This window comes from Rhodococcus sp. BH5 (assembly GCF_027583855.1).
Lineage (GTDB): Bacteria > Actinomycetota > Actinomycetes > Mycobacteriales > Mycobacteriaceae > Rhodococcus_F > Rhodococcus_F qingshengii.
In genome coordinates this window covers 1-6,283 of record NZ_JAJHVW010000043.1, presented here as the reverse complement: position 1 = coordinate 6,283, position 6,283 = coordinate 1, and the positions used below count along the sequence as shown (strand labels likewise).

5 protein-coding genes are annotated in these 6,283 nt (G+C 57.9%); 1 reads left to right on the top strand and 4 read right to left on the bottom strand.

Going from position 1 to position 6,283, the window contains the following annotated elements; translation table 11 throughout:
- Positions 1-580: 580 nt before the first annotated feature.
- From RhoBH5_RS32090 to RhoBH5_RS32075, 4 genes are all read right to left on the bottom strand, one after another.
- On the bottom strand, positions 581-3,019 hold the full coding sequence (locus RhoBH5_RS32090; protein ID WP_270009579.1) for a beta-glucosidase family protein: 2,439 nt from the start codon (positions 3,017-3,019) through the stop codon (positions 581-583).
- 177 nt (positions 3,020-3,196) lie between these two features.
- The gene (locus RhoBH5_RS32085; RefSeq protein ID WP_270009578.1) at positions 3,197-3,427 is read right to left on the bottom strand and encodes a hypothetical protein; all 231 of its coding nucleotides are present in this window, start codon (positions 3,425-3,427) and stop codon (positions 3,197-3,199) included.
- 458 nt (positions 3,428-3,885) lie between these two features.
- A complete protein-coding gene (locus RhoBH5_RS32080) occupies positions 3,886-4,578 on the bottom strand; it encodes a YoaK family protein (RefSeq protein WP_270009577.1) in 693 nt (230 codons plus the stop codon).
- Positions 4,579-5,011: 433 nt separating this feature from the next.
- Positions 5,012-5,209 (bottom strand): hypothetical protein, encoded by a 198-nt coding sequence (locus tag RhoBH5_RS32075; RefSeq protein ID WP_270009576.1) that lies wholly within the window; start codon positions 5,207-5,209, stop codon positions 5,012-5,014.
- A gap of 846 nt (positions 5,210-6,055) precedes the next feature.
- Between RhoBH5_RS32075 and RhoBH5_RS32070 the strand changes: the two genes are divergently transcribed.
- A complete protein-coding gene (locus RhoBH5_RS32070) occupies positions 6,056-6,250 on the top strand; it encodes a hypothetical protein (protein WP_270009575.1) in 195 nt (64 codons plus the stop codon).
- The last annotated feature ends 33 nt before the right edge of the window (positions 6,251-6,283 follow it).

Here is a 6,283-nt window from a genome sequence, read left to right as displayed (position 1 = left end):
CGGCAATGCCGGCACGGTGCGCTCGGGATGCTGACCCCGATCGAGTTCGAGAACGTACACTTCACACGCTAACCCGTAGCCTGAGGCCAAACATCACGACTCCACGAAACTCAGGGCACATCAAAGTTTCCGGACTCGCCGGTGCGATTCAGGATCAGTCCTCGGTGAGTACGAAGTTCGGTTGGTAGTCATGCGCTTTTCCGGCCGTTTCAGGTGAGCTTCTGAGCTGTGTGGATTTCGTAGAGAGTTGAATCGCACGCGGGCGTAGTGCTGCCCTTGACGCACTCGCCCGCCGGCGCGGTGCGAGTTCTGGGAGGTACACGCGTACATCGCTGCGGTGTAGTTGAAATGGCAACACCGTGCTGTTCCCTTTGCCTTCCTTGCCGTGTTCAAAAGGTGACGACGGATAGGAAGGCAACGAGTCGGTCAGGACCTCAGGCGCGGCTTTACGCTCGCATCACCAGTGAAGCGAGTTGTTCGGACAATCAGTTGCGTCGCAGCGGTGACACATTTCGGCTCTGCGTAAGTCGTAGTCGGTGGGACTGCGGCCCCGATCGCTCGAACAATGGGTGAGGTGGACTCAGGACGAGCCTTGCACGCGATGAACAACCGAGGCACGAATGTCGGAGACGTCAAATCCGGCCGAGAGATGAAACTCCCCGGCTTCGGTGTGCCATCCTGCGTCCCAATTCTGGAAAGCCCTGCGTGCAAGCGTTACTCGTGTGGTGGTTGTCTCGCCGGCGGCGAGTACGCCATCAGCGAATCCAACGAGCCAACGTACGGGTCGATCAATTGTCGTCTTCGGTCGGTGTGCGTAGATTTGGGCGACGAACTTTCCGATGCGATCGCCGGTGTTTCGTACCGTGACATCGACGGCGTGGGATGTGACAGCGCTCATCCTGTCGATCTCGAAGCTGGTGTACGAGAGTCCGAATCCGAAGGAGTAAGCCGGGGTTCGGTTCTGACGCAGCCATCCGCGGTATCCGACGTGGATGCCTTCGCGGTAGTCGACGACGCCTTCCTGCGGGGTGGTATCGAGGACAGGAACATCCTCTTCCGATGTCGGCCAGGTGGTAGGGAGCCGTCCGCCGGGTTCCGCTGTTCCAGAGAGCAGATCGGCGACTGCGTTTCCGATCTGCTCCCCTCCGAACCAGGTCAGCAGGATTGCCGCCACATCGTCTTTCCACGGCATGATCAGTGGCGCGCCTGCGTTGACGACGACAATCGTGCGTGGGTTGACGGCGGCCACGGACGCGACCAAATCGTCTTGATCTCCAGGAAGTCTCAGCGAGGAGCGATCCCAGCCTTCGCTTTCCCCGTTCGAGTCCGTGCCGACGAAGACGATCGCGACGTCCGATGCGGCGGCGAGGGTGACCGCGTCGCGATGGAGTTCACCATCGTCGTCGTCGCGTTCGCGCCCGATGTTGAGCGCGGCAACACCTACGGCGAACATTGGTCCAGCGTAGGTGATCGCGAGGTCGATGGGGACGCCGGCGGCGACCTCGATGTCAGCTGTGGCTGCGGGTGGCTCGAGTAGCGCGGCTCCGAGATCGGAACCGATGGGCGCTAGTTCGGTGTCGAGAACAGTGCGGTCTCCGGCGTTGATGTGGAGTTTTCCGACGCAGGAGGCTTGGAACCGGAGCGTGCCGGTGCCTGTTGGAAGGTACCGCGTGCGTACTTGGAGGGATGCCGCGTCGGTCGGTGCATTGCCGAACCACACCAGTCGGCAGCTCGTGCGCCGTTCGGAACGGAGGAGTTCACCGTCGGCGTCGGTGAACTCGACGCGCAAGCCCGGGTCGCCGGTGGAGGGGTCGGTGAGCGAATTGGGGTCGAGTGCGATGAGCGTGTCGGGCTCGGCGATGCCGATGCTGTGTCTGACGGTGCTCACCGAGAACACTCGTCTCAGCGCGTCAACAGGCGTGCTGACTGACCCTGGCAGTACGGTCGCGCTACCGCCGCCTTGCGTTCGGGGTTCGACTGCGTGGCGGCCGAGCACGGCGATGGTGCCGACGGCAGCGGGGAGGGGCAACACCCCGTTATTGACGAGCATCACCGAGCTCTCGATGGAAAGTTCCTTTGCGGCCAGGGTTGCCGACGCTGGAACGGCGGCTGTGGCGCTTTGTGTTTCGCGGACGTCGAATGCTCCGACACGGAAGGCGAGACGAATCAAGCGGCGGACTTTTTCGTCGATCGTGGATTCGGAGACTGTGCCGTCGTGGACAGCGGCGAGAAGCTGCTCGCCCCAGAATCCGAAAGGGCCAGGCATGGCGAGGTCTTGTCCGGATTGTGCCGAAGCGACGGTTGATCGCACGCCGGTCCAGTCCGAGATGATGACTCCGTCGAATTCCCATCCCGTCTTCAACGGTGCAGTCAGCAAAGGGTGCTCGGACATCGTCGTGCCGTTGACCGAGTTGTACGCAGACATGATCGACCAAGCCCCGCCATCGATGACAGGGCCTTCGAAAGCGGCCAGATACACCTCACGAAGCGCTCGCTCGTCGATGCGGGAACTGGCGGTGAAGCGTTCGGTCTCGTACTCGTTGCCGACGTAGTGTTTGGGACACGCTGCTATGCCTTCGCTTTGGAGGGCGCGAACGTATTCGGTGGCAAGTACGGACGTCAGTTGTGGATCTTCGGACAACGACTCGAAATGCCGACCGCCGAGTGGTGAGCGATGCAGATTGATGGTGGGCCCTAGAACGACGTCGACGCCTTTACGTCGCGCTTCGGCGGCGAGAAGTGCTCCGTAGCGTGCGGCTGCTTGGCGACTCCAGGTAGCGCCGAGTGCTGAACCGGAAGGGAAGTTCGCTGAGGGCTCTCGCTCGTCCCAGTTTTCTCCTCTTACGCCGGCCGGCCCGTCGGACATCACGATCGGACGGAGTCCAATGGACTCGACGGGCCAAGTGGTCCAGAAGTCGCGGCCGGTGAGGATCTTGATCTTGGTCGTGAGGTCGAGATCGGAAACTTTGCGCTCGATTTCGGTGTCGTCGGGCACCGGGTGCGCTTGCGTTGCAGTCATGGTCATTCCTCTCAGTTGGCGTGATTGGTGCACTAGGCCCGGGCGAGAGCGAGCTGATAGTTTTGATGAAGATTTCGGCGAGCCTGCGGAGCTTCGGTATTCAGGTCAATCGTGCTGTCGATCGGAGAACCGGACTTCTCATACAAGTCGAGACTGATGTGCCCCGGTTACGGCTGCTCAATTCTCGATGTGGCCCTCAAGCTCGGCACGGGTGTATACCGCCCCTATTCCCTCCTGCTCGCGCTTGATGTCGATGCCGACTCGAGCAGCGGCATCCAGAATGTCCCACCGGAGGAGCAGGACTCCTCGGCCGTCTTCGATGCAGTCCAGGTGGCCCCCCTTCATTAGACCCCATGCAGCAGCTCGCGCAAGCTCGGTCAACTCAGTAACTGCGTCGGGTTTGCTCATGTCCTCAATCTCTCCTTCGGGTGTATTGCGGGTCGTCCCATATCTTCCATTGTGTCGTTTTCGTCTCGTAGATGGTGCTCTCCACATTTTTGTGGGGTTGCGACAGGGGAAGATGGCTGTGTGGTTGGTATTTGAATTGTGTTGCAGTGCAGTGTGTTTAGAATTATGCTGCGCTGCTGTTGTTTTGGGTGGTTATGCAACATGTTTTGTGAATATGCGCGTATGGCAACATGTTTGGTTTTGCAGTGTTCGTTGGATGGTAGGGGTGCATGATGGTTGGGTATGAATGAGATTGAAGTGAAGTGGCGGGCTCGGTGGTGACGTGTCGGGGGAACGCCCATACGCCACATGCGCAGGCTCCCCCTTCTGGGTGCTCACCATTCCGAGCTGATCGCCGCAGTGTGCGAACCAGATCCGCACATATGAGGCGTTGGGGTTCAATGCGGAGTGAGATTGAATCATTGTCTGCGGGTGCGCTGACGGGGGGCCTGTCGGTCTGCAAAAAAGTAGGTATAGATTGTGCATACGCTGCAGGTGAGGGTGGCAGACAAGAGCATTCCCGAGCTTGGTGAAATTAGGCTGAGTGCCCCTCCTAGGGTAGCTCCTGCCGTAAAGGAAGCATACAATAGAAGATATCCTAACCAGTCATGGATAGTGCCTCCATTGATATGTCTCTCGATACCTTGGCCAAATTTGACTAGTGTTCCTGTTATATAGCTCAATGGTATTGATACTTCGCCGTTATGGACGAAGGAAGTGTTTAATGATCCGATTCCGAATGCAACGAACAATATCGGAAGGAAGGGTATATCGGCCCGTGTCCATCCTTCTTGGGCGAAGTCGACGATTGTTGCTGCAGCCAGCGATAGGGTTGTTAGTACAGTTGCTCCATGCGGATGGTTTTCCCACCATCGTCTCCGTAGTATGGATGCGACTAGTACTCCGAAAACGAAGGATATAATGAGTAGGATTGCAGCTTTTGACATTTCCGATTTATTTGTAAAGAAACCAAGAATTCCTCGTTCGGTATTTCCGGTCATGAAAGTGACGAAGTATCCCGTTGTATGCACGAAGGCTGCAGATCCAATTAGGCCCGCGAGGGAAGATAGTACCCATGAAAGCACTGACTCTCCGTTGAATGTCTTATTCATTTTTGAGATCCTGTCGGAGGTTCACTTTCGGGTGACTTCACTGCAATGTATGTCACTCTCATTGATTTTGATATCCACTGTCATATTGATAATATGACAGTGGATATTATCTGGATAGTTTAGGTATGAAAATGTTTTCTTGCATTCTAGCAGTGTCCTTCCTGGTTGAAGCATGTAGCGCGCTTCGTTCCTTCATTGGTCGGCGCCTGGATCCAACTTTGTACTATTGCCTCGAATGCCGAAGACTTGCTTGCGATTCGAGTGATGTAACACCAGTGCCCCAAGTTTGAAGTTGTTTTACGGTCGGCTTTCGCCAGGATCTGCTCGGCGGTTTTCGTCCACACGAACGGCTGAGCCCGTTCAAGGTGAGACGGCAGATGTTGCAGGCGAAGGATGTCGGTGTCAGAGGGGCATTCCAGCCCCGGTGAATCGCTTAAGCCGCGTAGTCCCCGTCGTGGAAACCTGTCAGATCGAGATCGAGATTTGCATCGAGATCGATGAGGCCTTGCACGGGAGCCTCATCTGCCGCACATGCCACTGACCTCGAGCATTCCGGACAGAGTGCATCAACGGCCCAGTCGGAGGAAACGAGATGGTCGTGGTCCAGGTCGTTCGCGTTGTCTTCGAGCATTGAGGTGACCTCTGAGAACACATCCCCACCAAGTCGTTCTTCGATCTCGCTGAGGTGCAGTCGTGCTCGGGCGCGTTTCGCCGCGACCTGATGCCCCGCTTCTGAACACTTTCAAAATGATTGCGGTAAAAAAGCTTTGGGTCTCGACCGAGGTTGTCCAGCATGCGGTTACACACGCCCAACGAGTCAACGAGAACGTGCCTGGATTGTGCAGGCGCGCCCACATGAACTGCGCCATTTCGGACATCGACCATGCGGGCACGTTGTGCTTTGCCGAGCGACAGACCGCCGCTGAGAACAGAATCAAGTCGGCGTAGAAGGGATGCACGACCAACGGTTCTCAGTTTCGGGTCCGACAGCCGCGGCTTGGTCGCCAGGCTGAGCAAAGTAGCTTCACCGTCGGAGGCCAGTGGGACGACCAACACCGGATTCGCGTTCCACAGCACGGCCTTACCCAGCAGCTCGACCGCCAGAGGAGCCAGCAGAGCTACCTTCGAAAAATCGTCGTCGCTCCAGGCTCTCGGCGCCGCGCCGATCCAGGGACTGTCCGATAATCGGTGTTTCGGTCCGACTGGCTGAGTGAATGCTCGGCGAGGAGGTGCCAAGATGACGACACTGGAAGATGTGACGAAGAAGAGGGCCGAGCCCTCCGCGGAAGCTGCGGAGCTGGTCAGGTTGGCGAAGGAGCAAGGTTTGTCGCCGTCAATTGACCGATCGGACGGGTGCAAGTATGTCCCTGACGGGTCTTCCTGAGGGCAGCATCGCTACCGGAGCAATCGCTTTCGACTCCCGGGAGAAGAAATACGCGAAGGACGAGGAGCAGGCGCCAGCGGCTGGGACGCGACGGTGGGAACTGCGACCTGGACTCTCAAGGATCCTGGCGCGGACCCCTTGCCTCTCTTCATGACCTTCGCCATCTACTCGCGGATGGAAGGCGGACGGGCGAAGTCTTTCACGAGCGTGGTCCAGGACGATTACGGCGATATTCAACAGGTCCAGGACTGCAAGTTGAAGTTCGTCACCACCTCCCTGTTTCAGTGACGGGACCGACCGTTGCTCGGTCATCCTTGTCGG